Source organism: Propionibacterium acidifaciens DSM 21887 (assembly GCF_000426605.1).
GTDB classification, from domain to species: domain Bacteria; phylum Actinomycetota; class Actinomycetes; order Propionibacteriales; family Propionibacteriaceae; genus Propionibacterium; species Propionibacterium acidifaciens.
The window spans coordinates 37,705-60,617 of the sequence record NZ_AUFR01000012.1; the positions used below are offsets into that span (position 1 = coordinate 37,705).

Sequence of the window (22,913 nt, forward strand, 5' to 3'; positions counted from 1 at the left end):
ATCTGGTGCTCATCACCACCACCTCCGTTGGGAGTGTGGTCGGCGCGGGCCGTTCCGATCAGTTGTCCACAGGTCCGTCCGGGGCCGGACTCACTTCGTCTCCGGCACCTCGAGGTCGGTGTGCTGGATCTCCTCGATGGAGACGTCGCGGAAGGTGAGGACCTTGGCCGACTTCACGAAGCGGCTGGGCCGGTACATGTCCCAGACCCAGGCGTCGCCGAGGGAGACCTCGTAGTAGACGTCGCCGCCCTCGGTGCGCACCTTGAGGTCGACCGCGTTGCACAGGTAGAAGCGCCGTTCGGTCTCGACGGCGTAGGCGAAGATGTTCACCACGTCCTTGTACTCGCGGTACAGATCGAGCTCGAGTCTGCTCTCGTAGGCATCCAGATCATCGGCGCTGCTCATGATTGGACCAGCCTAGCCGCTGCCCGGACGTTCGCGTAGCCGAGCCGGTGGATGGCGCACGGCCCGAGCCGCTCGAGGCGCTCGCGGTGCAGCGCCGTGACGTAGCCCTTGTGGGTGGCGAAGCCGTAAGCCGGGTACTGCTCGTCGTAGCCGACCATGATGCGGTCCCTGGTGACCTTGGCGATGATCGAGGCCGCGCTCACGCAGGCGCACACCCGGTCGCCCTTCCACATGCCCAGGCCGGGGACGGGGAGCCCGGGCACCTCGAAGCCGTCGATGAGGGCGAATCGGGGCCCGGGGTCCAGGCGCAGCAGGGCGCGGCGCAGCCCCTGGAGGTCCGCCTCGGCCATGCCCAAGCGGTCGCACTCATCGGCCTCGACGCGGACGCACGACCAGGCCAGGGCGCGGGCGGTGATCTCCTCGTAGAGGCGCTCGCGGGCCCGCGCGGTGAGCCGTTTGGAGTCGTCGAGACCCTCGATGAGACCGGCCGGGGAGTCGTCGAGGATGACGGCTGCTGCGACGAGGGGGCCCGCGCAGGCGCCCCGCCCCGCCTCGTCGGCACCGGCGACGGGGCCGAGACCGGCCTCGGTCAGGGCGCGCTCGTAGCCGTACGGGCGCTCGGCCCGCACACTCACGAGGGTTTGCAGGGACTGAGGTTGATGACGGGCTGGGCCGGCGCCGCGCCGGCGTCCGGGACCGAGGCGAAGGTGCCGGGGATGTGCAGCCTCGTCGCCCTGGAGAACGGCAGCGCGATCGCCACGACGGGGCCCGTCACGTCGGCGACGGGGACGAAGGCCCCCGTGCCCTCGGCCTCACCGGGGGCGCTGTCGCACAGGTGGTAGCGGGAGTCGCGAGAGTCGTTGCGGTGGTCGCCCATGACGAAGACGCGGTCGGCCGGCACGACGAGGTCGAAGGGGATGTCGCTCGGCGAGACCATCGAGCCGTTCGCCTCGTAGAGATAGGGGTCCTCGTCCAAGGGCGTGCCGTTGACCTCGATGCGGCCGTTGTCGGTGCAGCAGACGACGTGATCGCCCGGCATGCCGATGACGCGCTTGACCAAGTGGTCGGCCGACGAGGCGGGCATGACCCCGAGGAACTCGAAGACCCTGCGCACCGGGCTCGTCGTGGTGATCGAGTTCTCGGAGAGCCAGTCGCCGGGGTCCCGGAAGACGACGACGTCGCCGCGGTGGAAGTCCACGGTCTTGACGACCACCGCCCGGTCACCGATGTCGAGCGTGTGCTCCATCGAGGAGGAGGGAATGACGAACAGCTGCACCAGGAAGGTGCGCAGGAGCGCCGACAGGATCAGCGCCACGAGAACGATGATCCCGAACTCGCCGAGGAAGCCCAGAAAACCCGACCGGGTGGACCGTCCGCCGCGGTCCTTCGTCTTCCCAGTCCTGCCGGAGGCGTCCGGGTCCTTGTCTGCCCCGCTCACGCGTGATCGCGCTTTTCCTTGATCTTGGCGGCCTTGCCGCGCAGACCGCGCAGGTAGTAGAGCTTGGCGCGGCGCACGTCGCCGCGGCGCTCGACCTCGATGTGGTCGATGATCGGGCTGTGCAGGGGGAAGGTGCGCTCGACGCCACAGCCGTAGGAGACCTTGCGGACGGTGAAGGACTCCTGGACGCCGGCGCCGGTGCGGGAGATGACGGCGCCGGTGAACATCTGGACGCGGGACTTGTTGCCCTCGACGACCTTCACATGGACGCGGAGCGTGTCGCCCACGCGGAACTCGGGGACGTCATCGCGCAGCGACGCCCGATCGATGCTGCTGATGAGACTGTTGGTCATGCTCTCGTCCTCGCCGGCGCCACGGGTCGCCTCGTCATGAAAGATCGGTGGGAGCCCCCGGCCGGACGATCCCCCCGTGGCAGGAGCCGGACCGGACGCAACAGCAAATCATTCTGGCACACTCACCGCCCCGGGCCAAACGCCGCGACGGGGAGCGGCCCGGCCCCCGGCGGCGGGTCGTCCTGCCCCTCATCACTCGGCGGCGGGCCGCCCGAGCAGGTCGGGACGGCGGGCGCGGGTGATCTCGAGGGAGCGCTCGGCGCGCCAGGCCCCGACCCTGCCGTGGTCGCCGGACAGCAGGACCGGCGGCACCTCGAGGCCCCGCCAGCTGGCCGGCTTCGTGTAGACCGGGTACTCGAGCAGGGGGTCGTCGGCGTCGGAGTACGACTCCTCCACGAGCGAGTCGGGGTTGCCGATGACACCGGGGACGAGCCGGACGACGGCCTCGATCATGGCCAACGCCGCGACCTCGCCGCCGTTGAGCACGTAATCGCCCAGGCTGAGCTCGCGCACGTCGAAGAGCCCGCCGGCCCAGTCGAGAACGCGGCGGTCGATGCCCTCGTACCGTCCACAGGCGAAGGCCATCGACGGGTGGGAGGCGAGGTCGGCGGCCTCGGCCTGCGTGAACGGCCGCCCGGACGGGGTGGGCACGACGAGGACCGGCCGGTCCTCGCGCGACCCGAGATCGGCCAGCAGTGCATCGAGGGCCTCGCCCCAGGGCTCCGGCTTCATGACCATGCCCGCTCCCCCACCGTACGGGGTGTCGTCGACGGTGCGGTGGCGGTCGTGGGTGTACTCGCGCAGGTCGTGGACGTGCAGCTCGAGCAGCCCGCTCTCGACGGCCCGCCCGATGAGGCTGAGGCGGAGCGGTTCGAAGTACTCGGGGAGGATCGTCACGGCGTCGAGACGCATGGCCGGCCCGTCCGCCGCCCCCGGGCCGGCGCTCACGAACCGTCCTCCCCGGCGCCGTCCGCGGCCTCGGCGGGCTCGTCGAGGAGACCGGGCACATCGGCCAGGCGGACGCGTCCGGCGTCGAGGTCGACCTCGGGCACGAGCGCGGCGACGAAGGGCACGAGGCGCTCCCCGTCGGCGGTGCGCACGACGAGCAGGTCCTGCGCCGGGTTGTGGAGGACGTCGACGAGCTCTCCGGCGTCACGGCCCGCGGCGTCGTGGACGCGCAGCCCGACGAGCTGGCGGTCGTAGTACTCGTCCCCGTCGGCGGGCCTTTCGTCGGCGGGCGCGTCGACGACGAGCTCGGCGCCCCGCAGCCGCTCGGCGCCGTCGCGGTCGCCCACCTCGTCGAAGGAGGCGACGAAGCGGCCCCCGACCCACCGGGCGGTGCGCACGGTGAGCCGGTGCCCGCCGGGGCGCGCCCGGCAGCACGAGCCGGGCGCCAGCCGGCGCCCGGGCTCGTCGGTGCGCAGCCGCAGAGTGACCTCGCCGCGCACGCCGCGGGGCCTGCCCGCGGTGGCGACGACGATCTCGACGGTCGCCGCTGCCCCGTCCATCAGCGGCGACGGGGCCCGCGGCGGTCGACGTCGATGAAGTCGATGCGCACCTGCTCGGGCCCGGCGAGGGCCGACACGACGGTGCGGAGCGCCGTCGCGGTGCGGCCCTGACGGCCGATCACCTTGCCGATGTCCTCGGGGTTGACCCGGACCTCGAGCATGCGGCCACGACGGAGCTCCTTGTCGCGGATGCGCACATCCTCGGGATGGGTGACGATGCCCCGAACCAGGTGCTCCAGAGCGTCGGCGAGCACGATCAGGCCTCGGCCTTCTCGCCGTCGGCCTCCTTGCCCCTCTTGGCGGTGACGGCGCTCGTGACGGGCTCGCCATCGGCCTCGGCGAGGGCGGCGTTGAAGAGCTCGAGCCTGTCGGCCTTCGGGGCCCTCACGTCGAGGCCCGCCGGGACGGAGTCGTCGCCGGTGAACCTCTGCCAGTCGCCGGTGCGCTTGAGCAGGGCGACGACGGCCTCGGTGGGCTGGGCGCCCACGGACAGCCAGTACTGAACGCGCTCGGAGTCGATGGCGATGACCGACGGGTCGTCCTTGGGGTGGTACTGGCCGATCTCCTCGATGGAGCGGCCGTCGCGCTTCTTGCGCGAGTCCATGACGACGACGCGGTAGTGCGGCTCGCGGATCTTGCCGAGCTTCTTCAGACGAATCTTGGTGGCCACGGTATGTGGTTCTCTCCTGTACGAATGCCCGGGACGCGCCCGGGGCTGGTGGATGGGCGGGCCTCGCGCGCGTGGGGACACGGCGATGCCGCTCGACGGGGTCGGCGGGGCGGCGTGAGAGGGCACCGCGACGCAGACGCGGCGTCCATTGTGCCAGATGGCGGGATCATCGTGAAAACGCCCGATGCGGGACGGGGCTCAGCCGCGCGCCCGGGCGGCGATCATCTGGGCGTACTGCACCTGCTGGGCCCAGACGCCGACCTGAGCCCGGCTGGTCACCGGAACCGTCATGGTGAAGGCCCCCTCGCCGCCCACCACCGAGATGACGACCTGGCCGGTGGTCCGCTCCTCCTGGACGATGAGCAGCAGCAGCGAGAGCAGCAGCAACCAAACCAGGACGATCGCCAGGACGATCGCCCACGTCGGCGTGCTCTTGACGGTCTGCGACATGTCCTGGAACGAGAACTGGGCCTGCGACAGCGGGATCGTGCCGTTCGGCGTGATGACCCTGTCACCTCGGATGAGGATGGGGCCGAGTTCGTAGCAGGGGCCCGGGGCCGCCGGGGATGGGACGACCGGCACGGGGGCCTGCCCGGCGTAGCCGCCCTGGGGCCACCCCGCGTAGCCCCCCGCCGCCGGATCGGCGCCCTGCGCGTGGCCGGTGGCGCGTCCGGCCGACGGCGGAGGCGGGTTCGTCGCCGGGGCGCCGTACCAACCCGGGGCGCCGGTCTGGAACCGGTTCGAGGAGGCCTGCCGGGGCTGCCAGTGGTTCCCCGGCGGCGCGACCGGCGCACCCGACGCGCCCGGATCGACGAACGACGGGGCCTCCCGGGCAGCCGGGTCGCGGCGGTAGTTGCTCGCATTCGGGAAGGGTTGGGCGGTCCACGGCGGCATGATCCTGGAGGCCCGGGCAGTCGGCTCGTCGGGGACGTCCCGGGCGCCGCCGGCCGGGGTCTCCGGAGCCGCCGGGGCGGCCGAGGGCCCCTGTGCGGCAGGCCCGTCCGCCCCGGCAGGGGCCTCCTGCGACCCCGGAGCCGCCGGAGCATCGGGGCCGTCCGGCCCGGCGGGGGGATTCTGCCGGGAGGCCAGCACGGTCTCGGGCAGGTCGCCCTCGTCGGGCGGGGGCGGGTCCTGCGGCACCGACGCATCCTGCCCGCCGCGGGAGAAGACGGACTCCTCGGAGTCGGCGGGTCCAACGAACTCAGGGCGCTCACTCATGAACCGATTCTTTCACGGGCCGCCACGGCCTCCGCCGGGGCCGGATCATGGACGGGCGCCGTCGGCCGGCGGCGGGGCGCGGCGGGTTCATGGGCGCCGGGGCGTCCCGCACAGCACGATGAGCTCCGGATGGGCGCAGACGCCCACGTCACGGCGCGGATCGGCGCCCAGGACGACGAGATCGGCGCTGGCGCCGTACTGGAGCCCGGAGCGGCCGAGCCAGGAGCGGGCCCGCCAGCTCGCCGCGCCGAGCGCGAACTCGGCCGGGCCGATGGTCGCCAGGGCGGCGATCTCGTCGCTGATGCGCCCGTGGACGATGGTGCCCCCGGCATCGGTGCCCGCGTAGATCGGCACCCCGGCCTCTCGGGCGCAGGCGAGCACCCGCCGGTGACGGGCGCCAAGCACGCGCATGTGGGCGGCGTATCGGGGGTACTTCGCCTGGCCGGCGTCCGCGATGCGCCCGAAGGTGGCCAGGTTGATCATGGTGGGCACGAGGGCGACGCCGCGGGCCGCCATCGCGCCGATGACGTCCTCGCTCATACCGGTGCCGTGCTCGATGCCGTCGATGCCGGCGTCGACGAGCTGGGCGACGGACTCCTCGGCGAAGCAGTGCGCGGTGACGCGGGCACCGAGCCTGTGGGCGCGGGCGATCGCCTCGGCGGCCTCCGCGGGGTCCCACAGCGGCGCGAGGTCGCCGAGCGAGCGGTCGATCCAGTCGCCGACGATCTTCACCCAGCCGTCCCCGGCGCGGGCCTGGCGCTCGACCTCGGCGACGAGCTCGCCGGGCTCGATCTCGGCGGCGTACCCGGCGATGTAGCGCCTGGGGCGGGCGATGTGGCGTCCTGCGCGGATGATGCGCGGCAGTTCCGGGTCGTCGTCGAAAGCACGGGTGTCGGTCGGCGAGCCGGCGTCGCGCAGGAGGAGGGCGCCGCCGTCGCGGTCGGCGAGGGCCTGCTCGCGGGCCGTGTCCATGCTCACGGCGCCGCCACGGCCCAGCCCGACGTGGCAGTGGGCGTCGACGAGACCGGGCATGATCCAGCCGCCGTCGCACAGGGTCGTGGCCCCGTCGACGGGGCCGGGCACGAGCACGCCGTCGGCGACCCACAGCTCCGCCGTCTCGCCGGCCGGCAGCAGCACGCCGCGCAGGCGCCAGACGCCCCGATCGTCGCGGCCACTCATCGTCGGCTCACCCGTCGAACATGCCGCGCAGCTCGCCGGGCAGCTCGAAGTCGCCCGCCTGGGCGCCGGGCCGGGCCGGACCCGCCTGGGCGAAGGGGTTCTGCACCCCCCCGGCCAGCTGCGCGGGAACCTGCTGGCCGGTGCCCTTCTTCTTCCTGCCCTTCTTGCCCCTGCCCTTCTTCGCGGAGCGGTCCATGGCCAGGGATGAGCGCTCCGTCTTGGGCGGGCGGGGCCTGCGGGCGCCGCCCCCCATGCCCATCATCGGCCCCATCGACTGCATCATCCTGCGGGCGTCGACGAAGCGGTTGACGAGGGAGTTGACGTCGTGCACCGTGACGCCGGCGCCCCTGGCGATGCGGGCGCGCCGCGAGCCGTTGAGGATGCCCACGTCGGCGCGTTCGGCCGGGGTCATCGAGAGGATGATGGCCTCGAGATGGTCGACCTCGCGCTCGTCGAGGTTGTCGAGGGCCTCCTTCATCTGGCCGCCCGCGCCCGGCAGCATCCCGAAGATCTTCGTGAGCGGGCCCATCGTGCGCAGCTGCTTGAGCTGGTCGAGGAAGTCCTGGAGGCCGAACTCCCCGTTGCCGGCGAGCAGCTTCTCGGCGCTGGCGCGGGCCTGCTCCTCGTCGAAGGCCTTCTCGGCCTGCTCGATGAGGGTGAGCATGTCGCCCATGCCGAGGATGCGGCTGGCCATCCGGTCGGGGTGGAAGAGGTCGAAGTCGGTCAGCTGCTCGCCGTTGGAGGCGAACATGATCGGCTTGCCGAGCACTCGCGCGATGGACAGGGCCGCGCCGCCGCGGGCGTCGCCGTCGAGCTTGGACAGGGCGACGGCGTCGATGCCGACGCCCTCCTCGAAAGCGCGCGCCGTGTTGACGGCGTCCTGGCCGATCATCGCGTCGACGACGAAGAGGGTCTCGTCGGGCGCGATGGCGGCCTTGATGTCGCGGGCCTGGGCCATCATCTCCTCGTCGACGCCCAGCCGGCCGGCGGTGTCGACGACGACGACGTCGTGGAGGCCGCGGCGGGCCTCCTCGAGGGAGCCCCGGGCCACCTCCACCGGATCGCCGACCCCGTTGCCGGGCTGGGGGGCGTGGACCGGCACGCCGGCGCGCTCGCCGACGATCCGCAACTGCTCGACGGCATTGGGCCGCTGGAGGTCGGCGGCGACGAGCATCGGACTGCGCCCCTGCTCGGACAGCCAGTGGCCGAGCTTGCCGGCCAGGGTCGTCTTGCCGGCGCCCTGGAGGCCGGCGAGCATGATGACCGTCGGGCCGGGCGCGGGGGCGAAGCGGATCTGGCGCTCCTGGCCGCCGAGGATCGCGATGAGCTCCTCGTTGACGATCTTGACGATCTGCTGGGTGGGGTTGAGGACCTTCGACAGCTCGGCGCCCTTGGCGCGGTCGCGCACGTGGGAGACGAACTCCTTGACGACCGGCAGGGCGACATCGGCCTCGAGCAGGGCGATGCGGATCTCGCGGGTCGTGGCGTCGATGTCGGCGTCCGTGAGGCGGCCCTTGCCGCGCAGCGACTTGAAGGTGGCGGCGAGACGATCTTGCAGGGTGTCGAACACTGGCTCTTCCTCGGTTGCGGATGTGGGGTCAACAATACGTGGGGTCCCCGCCCGCCGGGGCCGGGCGGGCTACTCGCCCAGCAGGCCGTCCACGAAGCCCTCCGGGTCGAAGGGGGCCAGGTCGTCGGCCCCCTCGCCGAGGCCGATGAACTTGACGGGAACGCCCAGCTCGCGCTGGACCTGGACGACGATGCCGCCCTTGGCGGAGCCGTCGAGCTTCGTGAGGACGATGCCGGTGACGTCGACGGCCTCGGCGAAGACGCGGGCCTGCGCCAGCCCGTTCTGGCCGGTCGTGGCGTCGAGGACGAGCAGGACCTCGCCGACGGGGGCCTTCTTCTCGATGACGCGCTTGACCTTGCCGAGCTCGTCCATGAGGCCGACCTTGGTGTGCAGCCGACCGGCGGTGTCGACGAGGACGACGTCGACGCCCTCGGTGATGCCCTCGTCGACGGCGTTGAAGGCGACCGACGCGGGATCGGCGCCCTCGGCGCCCCGGACGGTGCGCACGCCGACGCGTTCGCCCCAGGTCCCGAGCTGCTCGGCGGCGGCGGCGCGGAAGGTGTCGGCGGCGCCGAACAGGACGCTGCGGCCCTGGGCGACGAGCATGCGGCCGAGCTTGCCGACGGTGGTGGTCTTGCCGGTGCCGTTGACTCCGACGAGCATGATGACGGCGGGCACGCCCTCGGCGTGCTCGAGGGCCAGGCCCCGGTCGAGGCTCGGGTCGACGAGCCCGATGAGCTCGCGGCGCAGCAGCTCGCGGGCCCGGGCGGGCTCGCTGATGCCCTCGACGGCCAGCTCGCGGCGCAGCCTCTCGACGAGCTCCGCGGTGGGGCCGACGCCCAGGTCGGAGGTGATGAGGGTGGTCTCGAAGTCGTCCCAGACGTCCTCATCGAGGCGGTCGGCGCTCAGCAGATCGGCGAGCGCACGGGCCAGATGGTTGTTCGAACCGGCCAGTCTGCGTCGCAGCCGCACCATGCGGCCGGCGGGAGCCTCCGGGATCTCGAGCTGCGGGGCGGCCGGTTCGGACGGGGCCTCCTCGGACTCGCCGGCCCCCGGCGCCCCCTCGGCCCCGCCGAGCGCAGGCGGCGGGGCGGGCGCGGGGATCGTGGACGGCTCGGCCGAGGGGGCCAGTTCGCCCCTGGAGCGGCGCGCGCGGCGGACCCCGCCGACGACGCCGCCGATGACGAGCGCACAGGCGAGGGTGACGATGACTACCCAGATCGTTGGACTCACAGGGCGAGTCTACCGACCGGCCCCGGCCGATCCGCCCTCCGGAGACGGGCCGTCCCCCGCGGGCCTCTGCGCGGAGCCCGCCACCGGGTCGGGGCGCCGGTGCCGTGACGCGCCGGACAGGCGGCGGCGCGGCCGGGGCTCAGGGCCGCTCGCGCGGCAGATCGCCGTTCATCCGCACGGCGATCCGGTTGAGGCGCTCGTAGAGCTTCCTGTTCTCCTCGCGGCGGTAGCCCTGCATGCCCACGACGACGACCAGCCCGATGCCGAGGGCGATGGCCAGGATCAGGATCGTGACGATGATGAACAGGAACACGGTGGGCCTCCAGCGCCGGTCGTCAGAGCGGACGCGTCCACCCTAGTGCCCACCTGCCGCTGAACCGCGCACCGCGCCGCACCGGTGACCCCCGCGCACCGCGCCGGCGTGGACTCACTCATGCGCACCACATCGACGAGCGGGCCTTCGACCCGCGTGCCGCACCGGCTCGGACTCACTCGGCCAGCCGCTGCGAGATGACGGTGGTGACGCCGTCGCCGCGCATGGTCACGCCGTAGAGCGCGTCGGCCTTCTCCATCGTGCGCTTCTGGTGGGTGATGACGAGCAGCTGGGAGTCCTTGCGCAGTTCCTCGTAGATGCCGAGCAGGCGCGAGAGGTTCATGTCGTCCAGCGCCGCCTCGACCTCGTCGAGGATGTAGAAGGGGCTGGGCCTGGCGATGAAGAGGCTGAACAGGAAGGCCACCGCGACGAGGGAGCGCTCGCCGCCGGACAGCAGCGACATGCGCTTGACCTTCTTGCCGGCCGGGCGCGCCTCGATGTCGACACCCGTCGCGAGCATGTCGTCGGGCTCGGTGAGGACCAGATGGCCCTCGCCACCGGGGAACAGGCGGGGGAAGACCTCGTCGAAGGCCCGCGCCACGTCGGCGTGGGCCCGGGTGAAGACCTCCTGGACGCGGTCGTCGATCTCGGTGATGATGTCCTGGAGGTCCTTGCGGGTCTTCCTGAGGTCCTCGAGCTGGGTGGCGAGGAACTGGTGGCGCTCGTTGAGGGCGTCGAACTCCTCGAGGGCCAGCGGGTTGATGCGCCCCAGCTGGTCGAGGGTGCGCCGGGCGCGGCGGGCGCGACGGGTCTGCTCCTCGCGGTCGAAAGGCACCGGTTCGGGCACCTCGTCGTCGGCGGTGAGGGCGGAGCCGTCCGGCCTGGTGAGGACGGGGACGAGCTTGTCGGGGCCGTACTCGGCGAGGAGGGTCCCGGCCTCCATGCCGAGCTCCGACATGGCCTTCTCGGTGAGCTGCTCCAGGCGCATCCGCTGCTCGATGCGGGCCATCTCATCCCGGTGGGAGCCCTCGACGAGCTCGTCGAGCTCGGCCGCGCGGTCGCGCGCCTCGTGGCGGGCGGTGACGAGCGCCGTCTCGGCCTCGACGCGCTCCGCGTCGGCGCGGCGCCGCTCGGCGTCGGCGGCCTCGCGGGCGGCGGCGACCCGCGCGGCGAGCCAGACGGCGGCCTCGTGGACGCAGGCCGCCACGGCGGCCTCGCGGCGGGCCCGTTCGGCGCGGGCGGCGGCCTCGGCCCGGCTGCGCCGCTCACGGGCGGCGGAGCGGGCCAGGGAGTCGGCCCTGCCGGCCAGGGCGCGGGCGCGCTCCTCACCGGTGCGCAGCGCCAGACGGGCCTCCATCTCGTTCTGCCGGGCCAGGCGGGCGGCGGCGGCCAGCTCGTCGCGGACGGACGGGTCGGGCTCGGTCAGCTCGGCCTCGTCGCCGGCGCGGGCCAGCCGCTCGGTGAGGACCTCCAGCTCCTGCTCTGCCGCCTCGCGGCCCGCCGCAGTCCGGTCGATCGTCGCGGCGAGCCGCTCGGCCTCGGCGCGGGAGCTCTCGGCGTCCTGGCCGGCCTGGGAGATCTGCTCGGCGAGGGCCGACATCGCCGCGTCCGACTCGTTGAGCCGGGCCAGCGCCTCGTCGGCGGCCCGTTCGGCCTCCGCCAGGGCCTCGTCGGCGCGCGCCGCGGAGAAGCGGACCCGTTCAGCCTCGCGGCGGGCCTCCTCGAGCTCCTCGCGGGCCGCGGCGACGGCGGCCCGCAGCTCGATGGCGCTCTTGCCGGGGCCCGAGCCGCCCGCGGCGAACCAGCTGCTCAGCAGCTCGCCGGAGCGGGTGACGGCCACCAGATCGGGGTGCTCCTCGACGACGGCGCGCGCCCCGGCGAGGTCCTCGACGGCGACGACGCCGGCCAGCAGCCTGCGCAGGGAGGCGCCCACCTCCGGGCCGGCGGTGACGAGCTCGTCGAGGCGGCGCGCCCCGGCGACCGGCCCGTGCGGGCCCCGGCCCCCGTCGGGGGCGTCGGCGACGAGGAGCGAGGCGGTCCCGAGCTCCTCGTCGCCCAGCAGGGCCAGGGCCCGTTGGGCGCCGTCGAGGTCCGCGACGGCCAGTGCCTCGGACGCCGGGCCGAGGGCCGCGGCCAGGGCCGCCTCCCAGCCGGGCTCGATGGCGACCAGCCCGTCGAGCGGGCCGAGGACGCCCAGCCCGTCGCGCCCGGCGAGGGCCGCGGCGCCGTCCCCGCGCTCCAGGCCCAGCTCCAGGGCGTCGATGCGGGCGCTCAGCGTGGCGACCCGCTGGTCGAGCCCGACGCGCTCGGCCTCGCAGCGCTCGACCCGCTCCCGGGCCTGCGCGACCCGGGAGTCGGCGTCCTCGTAGGCGGCGTCCAGATCGGACTCGCCCTCGCCGAGGCCGGTGATCCGGGTCTCGAGGGCCAGGTACCGGCGGTCGGCCTCGGCGGCGCGTTCGAGCGCCTCGTCGCGGCGGGCGCTCAGCCTCTCGGTCTCCTCGGCCCCGGCCTCGAGGCGGGAGCGCAGCGCCGAGACCTGACCCCCGAGCCGGGCCAGGCCCTCGCGGCGGTCGGCGACGGCGCGCAGCCGGGCCGCGTACTCCTTCTCGGCCTCGGCGTGCTCGTCCTCGAGGCGGGAGCGCTCGTCCCCGGCGTCGGCGAGCCGCGAGCGGGCGGCCTCGATCTCGGCGCGCAGGTCGGCCTCGGCCTCGCGGACCCGCGCGGCCTCGGCGTCGAGCTCGTCGGGATCGCGACCGTTCGTGCCGGGCCGGTCGTCGACGCGGTGGCGCATGCGCTCGGCGCTGATCGAGACGACGGTGGCGACGCGTTCGCGCAGCGTCGAGGCCGCGTACCACCGCTCCTGGGCGCTCGCGAGCGCCGGCTGGGCGGCGGCGGCCTCCGTCTCGGCCCGGGCCTGGACGCGGCGGGCGGCCTCCAGCCGCTCCTCGGCCCGCCTCCTCTGCTCCTCGCGGGTGGCGGCCGAGGCGGTCCCGGACTCGAGGGCCAGCGTGGCGGCCGTCAGGTCGTCGGCCATGAGACGGGCCCGCGCGTCGCGCAGCTCGGCCTGGACGACGGCCGCCCGGCGGGCCACGGCGGCCTGGCGGCCGAGCGGTTTGAGCTGGCGGCGAATCTCGGAGATGAGGTCGTTCAACCGGTCGAGGTTCGCGGCGGTGGAGTCGAGCTTGCGGACCGCCTTCTCCCGGCGGCGGCGGTGCTTGAGGACGCCGGCGGCCTCCTCGATGAAGCCCCGGCGCATCTCGGGCGTGGCCTGGAGGATCTGGTCGAGCTGGCCCTGACCGACGATGACGTGCATCTCACGGCCCATGCCGGTGTCGGACAGCAGCTCCTGCACGTCGAGCAGACGGGCGGTCTGGCCGTTGATCGCGTACTCCGAGCCGCCGGCGCGGAACAGGGTGCGCGAGATCGTCACCTCGGTGTAGTCGATGGGCAGCACGCCGTCGGTGTTGTCGATCGTCAGGGTGACCTCGGCGCGGCCGAGGGGGGCGCGGCCGGCGGTGCCCGCGAAGATGACGTCGTCCATCTTGCCGCCGCGCAGGTGCTTGGCGCCCTGCTCGCCCATGACCCAGGCGAGCGCGTCGACGATGTTGGACTTGCCCGAGCCGTTCGGGCCGACGATGGCCGTGATGCCCGGCTCGAAGGTGAGGGTGGTGGCCGAGGCGAAGGACTTGAAGCCCTTGAGCGTGAGCGACTTCAGGTACATGCCGCCCCGATCCCCGGGCCCGGCGCGCCGACGGCGGCCCTCACACGCGCTCCTGCGGCGCCTCGTCGACGGCGCCGGCCGGGCCGTCCGCCGGCTCGGGGGCCACGACGTCCGCAGCGGCCGCCCCCCTGCCCCGGAAGGTCCACACCTTGTTGACGATGAAGTTGATCGGCATCGTGATGAGGATCGAGGCGGCGTGGGCGACGTACTCGGGCGAGTGGCAGGCGTCCTCGAGCTGGGCGAGGAGGCTGCCGCCGTGACGCCAGGTCCAGGCGTCGAACCAGGGGCCGCGCAAGCTGAGGGGATTGCCGGGGCTCATCATGAGGGCCTTGAGGACCATGCCGATGAGGGCGGCGACGGCGCCGATGGCCAGGAACTGCCAGAAGCCCTTCCACCAGCCGCGGCCGGTGCCTCGGAAGGTCCAGCTGCGGTTGAGCTGGTAGTTGTAGGTGTTCGCGATGAGGAAGGACACGATCCACACCAGCGAGCTGAAGCGGAAGTTGAGGTCGGTGCCCGGAATGGGGAACATGACCCGTGTGGCGTTCGCGGAACCGCCGTGCATCTTGTTCATGACGACGGCGACGGCCATGTTGACGACCACGCCCGAGCCACCGACGACGGCGAATCGGACGAACTGGCCCAGCAGGCGGCCGATCCGGCTCCCGCGAGCGCTGACGGTCTGGACGCTCATGGTTGCTCAACCTACTCCCCGCGGCCCCGGCCCGGCGTCGACGACGCTTTTCCGGGACGGATCGCCGCCGTGCCCGGCCCGCGCTGGCAGCGGGGGCAGAGGTGACTCGACCGGTTCATGAAGGCCTCGCGGACGATCGTCGCCCCGCAGCGGGGGCAGGGCTCCCCGAGGCGCCCGTGGACGGCCAGCTCTCGGTCGAAGTAGCCGCGCTCCCCGTCGACGTGGACGTACAGCGCGTCGAAGCTCGTGCCGCCGGCGGCCAAGGCCTCGGCCATCACCGCCCGCGCGGCGCGCAGCACGGCGCGGGCCCTGCGGGCGCCGAGCAGCCGGGTCGGCGTCCCGGGGTGGGTGCGGGCGCGCCACAGGGCCTCGTCGGCGTAGATGTTGCCGATGCCCGAGACGAGCCGCTGGTCGAGCAGGGCGCGCTTGACGGTGGAGCGGCGGGCCGTCATGGCCGCCGCGACGGCGGGCAGGTCGAAGCGCTCGTCGAAGGGGTCGCGGGCGATGCGGGCGATCTCCGGCGGCAGCTGCGCCCCGCCCGGGCTGAACGAGAGCCCGCCGAAGAGGCGCTGGTCGACGAACCGCACCTGGGTGCCGTCGTCGAGGTCGACCAGGACGCGGGTGTTGCGCGCCAGCGGGGCGTCGGGCGCGTCGACGCGGAACTGCCCGCTCATGCCCAGATGGGCCAGGACAGCGTCGCCGCCGACGGCGGGCAGCCACAGGTACTTGCCGCGACGGGCGGGTCGGCCCAGCTCGAGTCCGGTCAGACGCCGGACGAAGTCGGCCGCACCAGCCTCGTGGCGGCGCACCGCGCGCTCGTCGAGGACGTCGACGCCGGCGATGCGCCGGCCGGTCAGGAAGGGCTCGAGCCCGGCCCGGACGACCTCCACCTCGGGCAGTTCGGGCATCAGCCCTCGTCCGCCTCGGCCCGCCGACAGCCGCGCTCGAGCGCCTTGAAGGCGTACTCGGCAGCGCGCTGCTCGGCCTGCTTCTTGTTGTGGCCCTTGCCGGCGTTGAACCGCTGGCCGGCCGCCAGGGCGGTGGCGACGAAGTGCTTGTTGTGGTCGGGGCCGAACTCCTCGATCTCGTACTCCGGCGGCTCGGCGCCCAGACAGGCGCAGATCTCCTGGAGGGAGGTCTTCCAGTCGAGCCCGGCGCCGGTGCGGACCGCCCGGTCGACCAATGGGTCGAAGATGTGGTGAACGAACAGGGCCGCGCCCGCCGGGTCGGTGAGGTACACGGCGCCGATGAGGGCCTCGGTCGTGTCGGCGAGGATGCTCGTCTTGTCGCGCCCGCCGGTCGTCAGCTCGCCGTGGCCGAGCCTGACGAGCCCGCCGATCCCCAGGAGCCGCGCCACCTCGCCGAGGCTCACGGCACTCACGACGGAGGCGCGGACCTTGGCCAGGCGGCCCTCGGGGAAATCGGGGAAGGCGTTGTACAGGTAGTCGGTGACGTTGACGCCGAGCACCGCGTCGCCGAGGAACTCCAGCCGCTCGTTGTGGGGGATCTGCCCGTTCTCGTAGGCGTAGGAGCGGTGCGTCAGCGCAAGCTCAAGGAGCTCGGCGTCCACGTGGATGCCGAGCTCCTTGATCAGTGCGATGAATCGACTCGGGGACTCACTCGAACTCACGGATGTTCAGGCTCCCCGTCACCGTGCGGGCGTTGCGGCCGGTGCCGTACTGGTGGCACTTCGGGCACGCGGTGTGGGGAAGGTGTTGGGCACGGCACGCCGGATTGGGGCAGGTCACCAGTGTCACCGGCGCAGCCTTCCACTGCGAGCGGCGCGACCGCGTGTTGCTGCGGGACATCTTCCGCTTCGGGACAGCCACGTTAGTTCTCCTCGGTCAATGGTCGTTTGGGCACGCCTGGCACGGGCACGCGACGCGTCATCATACCCCGGCCCGGCGCAACGGCCTAATCCCCCGCGGCGGGGCCCTCGTCGGCGGCCCGGTCCCCGCCGAGGTCGAGTCCGGAGAGCCCGCTCCAGCGAGGATCGGGGTCGTCGGCGTGCTCGTGCTCGGGGTGCTCGTTGAGGTTGAGGCCGCACCGCGGGCACAGGCCCCGGCAGTCGGGCCGGCACAGGGGGCTGAACGGGAGGTCGAGGACGATGGCGGCTCGGACGGCGGGCTCGAGGTCGAGGAGCTCGTCGTCGAGGAAGAGCTCGTCCTCGTCGGCCTCGCGGCCAGGGTAGTTGTAGAGCTCGGTGATCCGGTGGACGCCCTCGTCGGAGACGGGCTCCAGACAGCGGGAGCACTCCCCGACCAGCGGCGCCCGGACGGTGCCGACGACGAGGACGCCCTCCACGACGGACTCGAGGTCGAGGTCGAGCCTCAGCGGGGCGCCCTCGGGCACGCCGATGACCTCGATGCCCAGGTCCGCGGGGGCCGGGGCGGTGCCGTGGAAGGGCCTCGTCGCCCCGGCCCGGCGGACCAGTTCGTGGGTGTTGACGACGAGCGGGTCGCGGGCGTCCAGATGAGTGCTCACCCCGCCAGCCTAGGGCCCTGCGCCAATCCGGACGGCGGGCGCCCGTCAGTAGCCGATCCTGGCCCGCACGGCCGCATCGACGGCGGGCGTCACGAAGGGGCCGATGTCGCCGTGGTTGGCGGCCACCTCGCGCAGCATCGAGCTCGAGACGGTGCCGTACTCGTGGCCGGCCGGCAGGAGCACGGTCTCGAGGCCCGAGAGCATGCGGTTGAGCTGGCTCATCTGCAGCTCGTAGTCGAAGTCCGAGCCGAAGCGCACGCCCTTGACGACGACGGAGATGCCGCGGTCGCGGCAGAAGTCGACGAGCAGCCCGTCGATCGGCTCGACGCTCACCCCGGCCAGCTCCGCGACGGCGTCGCGCACGAGGCCCAGGCGCTCGTCCGGGTCGAAGAGGTAGTTCTTCGTCGTGTTGCGGCCCACGGCGACGACGACCCCGCCGAAGACGGCGCGGGCGCGCGTGATGATGTCGAGATGTCCCCGGGTGATGGGGTCGAACGAGCCGGGGACGACGGCGCGCACCAGTGTCATCGGTTCACCTCTTCGCTGGTCGGCAGAGGAACAGGGCGGTCTCACCGTAGTCCCGGCGGGCACCGGGCCCGAAGCCGTCCGGCCAGCGGGGCTCGGGATCGCGGCTCGAGCGCTCGACGACGAGCAGGCCGTCGTCGGCGAGGAAGCCGCCGGAGACGGCCGCCCCGAGCAGCTCCGAGAGCTCGTCGCCGGGCAGCGCGTAGGGCGGGTCGGCGACGATGACGTCGAAGACGACCGGTGCCGGGGCGGCCAGGAAGGCCGCGACGTCGCGCACGTGCAGCCGGGCGCCCAGGCCGGTGGCCGCGAGATTGCGGCAGATGACGCCGGCGGCCCGACGGTCGCGTTCGACGAGATGGACCGGGTCAGCGCCCCGGCTGGCGGCCTCGAGGCCGACGGCGCCTGAGCCGGAGAACAGGTCGAGCAGGGCCAGGCCCCGGCACTGGTCCTCGGCGGGCCCCCCGGCGGTGCCGTTCCAGGCGGCCAGCGCGTTGAACAGGGCCTCCCTGACCCTGTCCGTGGTGGGCCGGGTCGCCCTGCCGTCGGGGGCGACCAGACTGGTGCCGCGCGCGCCGCCCGCGATGATTCTGCCCACAGCTCAAGGTTAGCGGTGTGACGCTCTCAGAGGGTCCTCCCCCGGCGCCGCGGAGCCCCTCTGGGGTTAGATGGGTCCATGGTTGAGACTACGAATCCTGTGTCTGAGATCCCCGAGGAGAGCGCCTGGGGCTACCTCGCCAGCGTCGACGTGGGCCGCATCGCGGTGTTCTCGGACTCCACGCCCGAGATCTACCCCGTGAACTTCTGCCTCGACGGCGAGAGCGTCGTCTTCCGCAGCGCCCCCGGCAGCAAGCTCGAGAAGCTCGTGCTCGACTCCCACGTCGCCTTCGAGGCGGACGGCTGGACCGACGAGGGCGGCTGGAGCGTGCTGGTGCGCGGCACCGCCGCGCTCATCGAGGACGCCGACGAGCTGGCCCGTCTGGCGAAGGCCCCGCTGCGCCCCTGGGTGCCCACCGTGAAGAGGAACTGGGTGCGCGTGACCCCCACGAGGATCACGGCCCGCCGCTTCGCCTTCGGCCCCGAGCCGCAGGACTGACGGACCGGGCGGCGGCCGTCGGCCCGCGTCGGGGCCCGGGGCCGTTCGGGGCGCGGTCAGTCGCGCTCGAGCCATTCGTCGGCGCTGAGCCCGCGGCCCCTGCGGAGCATGTCGGCGGGCCCGTCGGGCAGCTCGTCGACGGGGGCGGCCGCGAAGCGCTCGGCGACGGTGCGGGCCCGGGCGATGACGTCGGCGTCGTCGAGGACGCGCAGCAGCCGCAGGGAGCTGCGCCCGCCGGACTGCTCGGCGCCCAGCACGTCGCCCTCGCGGCGCTGGGCTAGGTCGAGTTCGGCCAGGGCGAAGCCGTCGCGGGTGGCCGCCACGTCGCGCAGCCGCTGCGCCGCGGGCGTGCGCGGGTCGACGGCGCTCACGAGCAGGCAGATGCCCGGGTGGGCACCGCGGCCGATGCGCCCGCGCAGCTGGTGGAGCTGGCTCACGCCGAAGCGATCGGCGTCGAGGACGACCATGGCGCTGGCGTTGGGCACGTCGAGGCCCACCTCGATGATCGTCGTCGACACGAGCACGTCGAGTTCGCCGGCGGCGAAGTCCTCCATCGTCGCGGCCTTGAGCTCGGCGCTCTGACGCCCGTGGAGGAGCCCCAGTCGCAGCCCGGACAGCTCGCCGGCCGCGAGCCTGGCGTGCATCTCCTCGGCGCCGATCATCTCCTCGCCGCCCCGGCCCCCGGATCCCTGGCCGGGGCCCCCGATGCGCGGGCAGACGACGAAGGCCTGGCGGCCCGCCGAGACCTCCTCGCGCAGGCGGGCCCAGACGCGCCCCAGCCAGCCGGGGTGCTCCGCGGTGAGGACCGCCGTGGTCTGCACGTCGGCCCGCCCCCCGGGCAAGGACCTCAGGGTGGAGACCTCGAGGTCACCGAAGACCGTCATCGCGACCGAGCGCGGGATGGGCGTCGCCGTGAGCACGAGCTCGTGGGGGCGCAGCGCGGCGCCCGCGGTGAGCCGGGCCCGCTGCTCGACGCCGAAGCGGTGCTGCTCGTCGATGACGACAAGGCCGGGCCCGGCGAAGCGGATGTCGTCGCCGAGCAGGGCGTGGGTGCCGACGACGATACCGGCCTCGCCCGAGGCGATCCGGTCGAGGGCCTCGCGGCGCCGCGCACCGGGCATCGAGCCGGTGAGCAGCTCGACGCCGGTGGCGTGCTCGGCGGCCCCGAGGGTGCCGCCGGAGGCCAGGTCCCCCAAGAGCGAGACGATCGTGGCGGCGTGCTGGGCGGCGAGCACCTCGGTGGGCGCGAGCAGGATCCCCTGACGTCCGGCGTCGACGGCGGCGAGCATGGCGCGCAGGGCGACGACCGTCTTGCCGGAGCCGACCTCGCCCTGGAGGAGGCGCTGCATGGGCCGCTCGGAGGCCATGTCGGCCAGGATCTCGGCGCAGACCCGCTGCTGGCCCTCGGTGAGCTCGAAGGGCAGGCGCGCGTCGAAGACGGCGAGCAGGCCGTCGTCGCGCACGGTGACGGCGGCCGCCGCCTGCGAGGCCGCCTCGCGGCGGCGGTAGGCCATGGCGAGCTGGAGGCCGAGGGCCTCGTCGAACTTGAGGCGGCGCATGCCGGCGGCGACGTCCTGCTCGGTGCGGGGCTGGTGGACCATCGTGAAGGCCTCGAGCAGGCCGGGCAGGTCCTCGGCGGTGCGGATCGGCTCGGGCAGGGGGTCGTCGATGCCCGCGAGCATGTCGATCCCCATGGCGACGCACTCGGCGATCCGCCAGGTCGGCAGGGCGGCGCGCGCCGGGTAGATGCCGATGATCCCGCCCCGGCTGACGACCTGGGCCATCCGGACCTTCTTCTCGTCGGCGGCCCCGACGATGCGCCCGTCGTCGTCGAGCATGACGAAGTCGGGGTGGCTCATCTGGAGCTCGCCGCGGAACTCGCCGATCCTGCCGACGAAGATGCCCCTGGATCCCATCCGGAGCTGCCGGCGCCAGTACTCGACGAGGTGCTTGCGCCCGAAGAAGATGAGGGTGAGGCCGCCGCGGCCGTCGGTGAGCGTCGCCTCGAGGCGCCAGCGGCGCGGATCGCCCCGGAACGGCTGGGCGCCGACCGCAGCGACCTCGGCCAGGACGGCCGCGCGCTCCCCCGGCAGGAGCGCGCCGAGATCGCTGCGCTGGGTGCCGCTGAGGTAGTCGCGCGGCGTGTAGTGCATAAGCTCGTCGAGCGTGCGCACGCCGACGGCGTCGAAGGCCTTGGCGGTCCTCGCCCCGAAGGCGCCCGACAGAGGCTCGGCCAGGCGCCGGTAGGCGCGCGTGCGGTACGGGCTCGCCACCCGCCCGGCGAGTGGGGCCCGACCCGATGTTCCCTCTTCTGCGACCACGATCCGAGACTAGTGGGGCTCGCCGACGATTCTCGGCGCCGACCGGCCCGGACGGGGCACGGGGAACGGGCCCGGACAGCACCGAGCCCGCCCACGACGGTGGGCGGGCTCGGTGCGAGGACCACGCGCTCAGCGGCTGACCTTGCCGGCCTTCAGGCAGGAGACGCAGACGTTCAGGCGCTTCGCCGTGCCGTCGACGACGGCGTGGACGCGCTGGATGTTCGGATTCCAGCGACGGTTCGTCTTCTTCTTCGACCACGGCACGTTGTGCCCGAAGCCGGGACCCTTGCCGCAGATCTCGCACACGGCAGCCATGGCGACTCCTTGACCTCTTCGACGACTGTGAACGGCGCCCGAGGGGGCGCAGCCCCGCAAGTTTATCCTCCTGCCCGAGCGTTCCCCAAATCAGACGGGGCCGGCGCGGGGGCGGCCGGGGGACGGCGGCTCAGACCGCGATGACGACCGGGACGATCATCGGGCGGCGCCGGTAGGTGCTCGACACCCACTGGCCCACCGTGCGGCGGACCACCTGCTGGAGGCGGTGCTCGTCGTCCACGCCCTCGTCGAGCGCCGTGACCAGGGCCCGCGAGATCTTCTCGGTGACGTCGTCGAAGATCGCGGGCGCCTCGAGGAAACCGCGCGCCGAGACGTCGGGGCCGGCCACGAGCTCGCCCTCGCGCAGGTCGACCGCGGCGACGATCGAGATGAAGCCCTCCTCACCGAGGATGCGCCGGTCGGTGAGGCTCGACTCCGAGACGTCGCCGACGGTCGAGCCGTCGACGAAGATGTACGAGGCGTCGACGCGTCCGACCCTCCGGGCCACCCCGTCGTGCAGGTCGATGACGTCCCCGTCGTGGGCGACGATGGCGCGCTCGCGCGGCACGCCGGTGGCGACGGCCAGCTCGGCGTTGGCGACGAGGTGGCGCTCCTCGCCGTGGACCGGCATGACGTTGCCCGGCCGGACGATGTTGTACAGGTAGAGCAGCTCGCCCGAGGCCGAGTGGCCCGAGACGTGAACGAAGGCGTTGCCGCGGTGGACGACCCGGGCGCCCAGGCGGGTGAGGCCGTTGACGACGCGGTAGACGGAGTTCTCGTTGCCGGGGATGAGCGAGCTGGCGAACAGCACGGTGTCGCCGGGGTTGATGCCGATGGCCGGGTGGTCGCGGTTGGCGATGCGGCTCAGGACGGCCAGCGGTTCGCCCTGGGAGCCGGTGCAGACCACCACGACCTCGTCATCGGGGTGGTCGTTGAGCTCGGACAGCTCGATGAGGATGCCGCCGGGCACGTGGAGGTAGCCGAGCTCGCGGGCGACGGCCATGTTTCGGACCATGGAGCGTCCGACGTAGCAGACCTTGCGGCCGTGCTCGGCGGCCAGGTCGAGGATCTCCTGGACGCGGTGGACGTGCGAGGCGAAGCAGGCGACGACGAGCTTGCGCCCGGCCTCGGCGAAGACGCGCTCCAGGTTCGGCAGGATGTCGCGCTCGAGCGGCGTGAAGCCCTTGACCTCGGCGTTCGTCGAGTCGGCCATGAGCAGGTCGATGCCCTCCTCCCCGGCCCGGGCGAAGCCGCGCAGGTCGGTGATGCGCCCGTCGAGCGGCAGCTGGTCCATCTTGAAGTCACCGGTGTGCAGGACCGAGCCGGCCGGGGTGCGGATGACGACGGCCAGGGCGTCGGGGATCGAGTGGGTGACGGCGTAGAACTCGAGGCCGAACTCGCCGAGGGCGATCCGCTCCCCCTCGGCGACGGCGTGCAGCGCGCAGTCGCGCAGGCGGTGCTCGCGCAGTTTCGCCTCGACGAAGGCGAGGGTCAGACGGCTGCCGTAGACGGGGATGTCCGGGCGCTGGCGCAGCAGATAGGGCACCCCGCCGATGTGGTCCTCGTGCCCGTGGGTGAGCACCAGCGCCACCACGTCGTCGAGGCGGTCGGCGAGCTGGTCCAGGCCCGGGAGGATCAGGTCGACGCCGGGCTGGCTCTCCTCGGGGAAGAGCACGCCGCAGTCGACGACGAGGATCTTCCCGTTGAGCTCGAAACAGGTCATGTTGCGCCCCACATCGCCGAGACCGCCGAGCGGGGTGACGCGCAGGGTGTCGGGCTTCAGCTGGGGAGGGGTCTTCAAACCGTCGTGTGCCACGGGGGACAGCCTAGCGGCCCGCCGGTCACGGGCCGGCGCGCCGCGGCCATAGACTGTGAA

At 73.4% G+C, this 22,913-nt stretch carries 25 protein-coding genes; 1 reads left to right on the forward strand and 24 read right to left on the reverse strand.

The genetic code is table 11. The annotated features are described in order from the left end of the window. Window positions 1-90: 90 nt before the first annotated feature. The 21 genes from K336_RS0105820 to rsmD form a co-directional block, all read right to left on the reverse strand. Entirely contained in the window at window positions 91-405 is a 315-nt protein-coding gene (locus K336_RS0105820) for a DUF2469 domain-containing protein (RefSeq protein WP_021798575.1), read from the reverse strand. Continuing rightward, complete coding sequence (locus K336_RS0105825; protein WP_028706524.1) at window positions 402-1,040, reverse strand: ribonuclease HII; 639 nt, start codon at window positions 1,038-1,040, stop codon at window positions 402-404. The genes K336_RS0105820 and K336_RS0105825 overlap by 4 nt, the downstream gene beginning before the upstream one ends. Next, on the reverse strand, window positions 1,037-1,843 hold the full coding sequence (gene lepB / locus K336_RS14800; protein WP_043150407.1) for a signal peptidase I: 807 nt from the start codon (window positions 1,841-1,843) through the stop codon (window positions 1,037-1,039). The genes K336_RS0105825 and lepB overlap by 4 nt, the downstream gene beginning before the upstream one ends. Further along, the gene (gene rplS, locus K336_RS0105835; RefSeq protein WP_021798578.1) at window positions 1,840-2,196 is read right to left on the reverse strand and encodes a 50S ribosomal protein L19; all 357 of its coding nucleotides are present in this window, start codon (window positions 2,194-2,196) and stop codon (window positions 1,840-1,842) included. Before rplS ends, lepB begins: the two co-directional genes overlap by 4 nt. Before the next feature lie 192 nt (window positions 2,197-2,388). Beyond that, a complete protein-coding gene (gene trmD / locus K336_RS0105840) occupies window positions 2,389-3,108 on the reverse strand; it encodes a tRNA (guanosine(37)-N1)-methyltransferase TrmD (protein WP_028706525.1) in 720 nt (239 codons plus the stop codon). 32 nt (window positions 3,109-3,140) lie between these two features. Further along, entirely contained in the window at window positions 3,141-3,704 is a 564-nt protein-coding gene (rimM, locus tag K336_RS0105845) for a ribosome maturation factor RimM (protein ID WP_028706526.1), read from the reverse strand. Beyond that, window positions 3,704-3,958: an RNA-binding protein gene (locus tag K336_RS0105850; protein ID WP_021796658.1), complete on the reverse strand. Its 255-nt coding sequence runs from the start codon at window positions 3,956-3,958 to the stop codon at window positions 3,704-3,706. Before K336_RS0105850 ends, rimM begins: the two co-directional genes overlap by 1 nt. 2 nt (window positions 3,959-3,960) lie before the next feature. Next, entirely contained in the window at window positions 3,961-4,374 is a 414-nt protein-coding gene (gene rpsP / locus K336_RS0105855) for a 30S ribosomal protein S16 (RefSeq protein WP_028706527.1), read from the reverse strand. 198 nt (window positions 4,375-4,572) lie between these two features. Continuing rightward, window positions 4,573-5,592, reverse strand: a complete 1,020-nt coding sequence (locus K336_RS16900; protein WP_155945004.1) for a hypothetical protein — start codon at window positions 5,590-5,592, stop codon at window positions 4,573-4,575. An 87-nt stretch (window positions 5,593-5,679) separates the two neighbouring features. Then, window positions 5,680-6,771, reverse strand: a complete 1,092-nt coding sequence (locus K336_RS0105865) for an amidohydrolase family protein (RefSeq protein WP_028706528.1) — start codon at window positions 6,769-6,771, stop codon at window positions 5,680-5,682. A gap of 7 nt (window positions 6,772-6,778) precedes the next feature. Further along, on the reverse strand, window positions 6,779-8,341 hold the full coding sequence (gene ffh, locus K336_RS0105870; RefSeq protein ID WP_028706529.1) for a signal recognition particle protein: 1,563 nt from the start codon (window positions 8,339-8,341) through the stop codon (window positions 6,779-6,781). A gap of 69 nt (window positions 8,342-8,410) precedes the next feature. Further along, window positions 8,411-9,574 carry a signal recognition particle-docking protein FtsY gene (gene ftsY, locus K336_RS0105875; protein ID WP_028706530.1) on the reverse strand — a complete coding sequence of 388 codons (1,164 nt, stop codon included), beginning with the start codon at window positions 9,572-9,574 and terminating at the stop codon, window positions 8,411-8,413. A 139-nt stretch (window positions 9,575-9,713) separates the two neighbouring features. After that, complete coding sequence (locus K336_RS18470; RefSeq protein WP_021798389.1) at window positions 9,714-9,887, reverse strand: hypothetical protein; 174 nt, start codon at window positions 9,885-9,887, stop codon at window positions 9,714-9,716. A 175-nt stretch (window positions 9,888-10,062) separates the two neighbouring features. Beyond that, window positions 10,063-13,608 (reverse strand): chromosome segregation protein SMC, encoded by a 3,546-nt coding sequence (smc, locus tag K336_RS0105885; RefSeq protein WP_028706531.1) that lies wholly within the window; start codon window positions 13,606-13,608, stop codon window positions 10,063-10,065. A 40-nt stretch (window positions 13,609-13,648) separates the two neighbouring features. Next, on the reverse strand, window positions 13,649-14,299 hold the full coding sequence (locus K336_RS0105890; RefSeq protein WP_028706532.1) for a GtrA family protein: 651 nt from the start codon (window positions 14,297-14,299) through the stop codon (window positions 13,649-13,651). Window positions 14,300-14,310: 11 nt separating this feature from the next. Then, window positions 14,311-15,207 carry a bifunctional DNA-formamidopyrimidine glycosylase/DNA-(apurinic or apyrimidinic site) lyase gene (mutM, locus tag K336_RS14810; protein ID WP_051245456.1) on the reverse strand — a complete coding sequence of 299 codons (897 nt, stop codon included), beginning with the start codon at window positions 15,205-15,207 and terminating at the stop codon, window positions 14,311-14,313. Next, window positions 15,207-15,929, reverse strand: a complete 723-nt coding sequence (rnc, locus tag K336_RS14815; RefSeq protein WP_051245457.1) for a ribonuclease III — start codon at window positions 15,927-15,929, stop codon at window positions 15,207-15,209. Before rnc ends, mutM begins: the two co-directional genes overlap by 1 nt. After that, window positions 15,916-16,128 (reverse strand): 50S ribosomal protein L32, encoded by a 213-nt coding sequence (gene rpmF, locus K336_RS17590; protein ID WP_081660623.1) that lies wholly within the window; start codon window positions 16,126-16,128, stop codon window positions 15,916-15,918. The genes rnc and rpmF overlap by 14 nt, the downstream gene beginning before the upstream one ends. Window positions 16,129-16,213: 85 nt before the next feature. Then, a complete protein-coding gene (locus tag K336_RS0105905) occupies window positions 16,214-16,783 on the reverse strand; it encodes a YceD family protein (RefSeq protein ID WP_021797638.1) in 570 nt (189 codons plus the stop codon). 45 nt (window positions 16,784-16,828) lie between these two features. Further along, window positions 16,829-17,302 (reverse strand): pantetheine-phosphate adenylyltransferase, encoded by a 474-nt coding sequence (coaD, locus tag K336_RS0105910; RefSeq protein WP_028706533.1) that lies wholly within the window; start codon window positions 17,300-17,302, stop codon window positions 16,829-16,831. Window positions 17,303-17,315: 13 nt separating this feature from the next. Then, window positions 17,316-17,903 carry a 16S rRNA (guanine(966)-N(2))-methyltransferase RsmD gene (rsmD, locus tag K336_RS0105915; protein WP_021797633.1) on the reverse strand — a complete coding sequence of 196 codons (588 nt, stop codon included), beginning with the start codon at window positions 17,901-17,903 and terminating at the stop codon, window positions 17,316-17,318. Between the two features lie 78 nt (window positions 17,904-17,981). Here rsmD and K336_RS0105920 point away from each other — a divergent pair, with 78 nt between their 5' ends. Then, on the forward strand, window positions 17,982-18,401 hold the full coding sequence (locus K336_RS0105920; RefSeq protein ID WP_028706534.1) for a pyridoxamine 5'-phosphate oxidase family protein: 420 nt from the start codon (window positions 17,982-17,984) through the stop codon (window positions 18,399-18,401). A gap of 56 nt (window positions 18,402-18,457) precedes the next feature. Here the strand turns inward: K336_RS0105920 and K336_RS0105925 are convergent, their stop codons facing one another. The 3 genes from K336_RS0105925 to K336_RS0105935 all read right to left on the reverse strand — a co-directional run bounded on the left by K336_RS0105925 (window position 18,458) and on the right by K336_RS0105935 (window position 22,853). After that, window positions 18,458-20,722, reverse strand: coding sequence for an ATP-dependent DNA helicase RecG (locus tag K336_RS0105925; protein WP_233418731.1), 2,265 nt, complete (start codon window positions 20,720-20,722; stop codon window positions 18,458-18,460). Window positions 20,723-20,851: 129 nt separating this feature from the next. After that, window positions 20,852-21,037, reverse strand: a complete 186-nt coding sequence (rpmB, locus tag K336_RS0105930) for a 50S ribosomal protein L28 (protein WP_028706536.1) — start codon at window positions 21,035-21,037, stop codon at window positions 20,852-20,854. 130 nt (window positions 21,038-21,167) lie between these two features. Then, window positions 21,168-22,853, reverse strand: a complete 1,686-nt coding sequence (locus K336_RS0105935) for a ribonuclease J (RefSeq protein WP_021797635.1) — start codon at window positions 22,851-22,853, stop codon at window positions 21,168-21,170. Window positions 22,854-22,913 lie beyond the last annotated feature (60 nt).